This window comes from Paenibacillus sp. 01T422 (assembly GCF_056398785.1).
Map to the genome: position 1 here is coordinate 1 of NZ_JBFTQB010001108.1, position 1,794 is coordinate 1,794.

A 1,794-nucleotide genomic window follows, 5' to 3' on the forward strand; every position below is an offset into this window, starting at 1 on the left:
ATCCAGAGGAATGAGGACGCTGAATTTAGTGCCTATCCCCTGTTTACTCTGAACGCGAATCGCTCCACCCAAAGCTTCAATAATTCGGTAACTAACCATAAGTCCGAGCCCCGTGCCTTTCGACTTCGTCGAATAAAATGGATCCCCTAATCGCAGAAGCTGCTCTTCGTTCATGCCGATTCCAGTATCCATAATCTCAATAACAGCGTGGTTTTTTTGAGCAAAGGTACGGATCGTTATTTTCCCGTTTTTTTCTATCGCTTCAGCCGCATTTTTAATGATATTGATCATGACCTGAGTCAACTTTTTCGAATCTGCATAAATATATAATTCCTCCAACTGGCTGTCCACAATATGCCCTTTTGACGTAATATAAGGTTCGGTAATGCTCATTACGTTACTCAAATGGGCTTTAACATCAATTTTTTCTACCTTTTCAGCCTGTGGCTTGGCGTACATGAGATATTCGGAAATGATGCCTTCCGCCCGATCAATCTCTTCTAATGCCAGAATAGCATACTTCAGATCGGTTTCATTTTGCGAACGGGCCTTTAATAGTTGAAGGAAACCTTTGGACACGGTGATTGGATTACGAATTTCATGAGCAATGGTTGCAGCAAGCTCACCTAAGACGCTCAGTTTCTCGGACCGGTAAATTTCATCCCGCATATGTATGTTGTCTCGCATCGTTTCAATGAAAAAGAAAGTGATCCATGAACAAATCGTAAGAATGATGCAGTAATAAGCAAAGAAAACCTCATGTTGAACCATATCTTTATGCAGATAAATGGCGCTCCATATGGATACAGACAGTGCTGACAACAGTGAAAACAACATACCCATTACAATATTTTGTTTTCCTGTTATTTTTTTTCGTAGCTTGAGAAATACAAGGATAATAATGAATATAGGAATATAAGATATTGCGGTTACTACAAACCCGCTGCCCCCAAGATAGAAGCGATAAAGGAGCAAAATAACGGCCACGAGTATGCCTGAGCGATAACCCCCGTAATAAACCGCTACTAGAAAAGGAATTATCCTTAGGTCATAAATATACCCCGGGAAAACGGTAAAAGGAAACGACATGCAACATACCACCGATACACTGGAAAACACACCGATAATTAATTTGAAATGTTTGTTCTTATACAATCCAAAAGCAAAGTATGAAAGGGCACCTACCAAAATAAATAGAAAATTTAACAATATGTAATCTAGCATAAGGCGCCTCCCTTACATAGTTATTCAATCTTGATTATGCATGAAAAAAGTCGCTTAGCAAATAGCCAAGTGACCTATTCGTAATTGGCAAAATAATAAAAATACTTATTATGGAAATTACTAGAAAAAGTTATTGCATTTTCGCAACTATTACCTAATCTACACGTCTAAAATTATGGATAAAAATGGATCAGGAATAAGAATTGCCCAATTAAAGGAGAGATGAAGACGTTGAAGTTTACTTATTGGTCAAAACGAATACCGCAAGGTGCTGCATTGTTATCTGTACTCTCGCTTGCCAGTGTTGCTCCACTAACAGCCATAGCGGCAGGTTCTGCGACAAAGGATCAGCCCAAGATCGTTCAATGGATAGATCCCTATTATTCAATAGCGATTGACGATCAAGGGAATGCTTGGTGCCTGGCTCTTCATGCCATTTCCGTAAAAGATGGTTTTTTTCCAAATCCGATGGTTAAAGCAACAAGTATTACAAATGTTAAAAGTACTGCTTCGAGTGGTKGTACCATGGTTGTTTTAAAAAATGATGGTACCGTATGGGCAGTGGAACCT

The 1,794-nt window shown here is 39.2% G+C and carries 1 protein-coding gene and 1 pseudogene; one reads left to right on the forward strand and one right to left on the reverse strand.

The window, feature by feature from the left end; translation table 11 throughout:
* A partial coding sequence (locus tag AC1DUA_RS36120; RefSeq protein WP_477504317.1) for an ATP-binding protein occupies nt 1-1,224 on the reverse strand: 1,224 nt, incomplete at its 3' end.
* Between the two features lie 231 nt (nt 1,225-1,455).
* On the opposite strand from AC1DUA_RS36120, the pseudogene AC1DUA_RS36125 reads away from it, so the two are divergent.
* Nucleotides 1,456-1,794, forward strand: a pseudogene (locus AC1DUA_RS36125) (hypothetical protein); the annotation flags it as partial.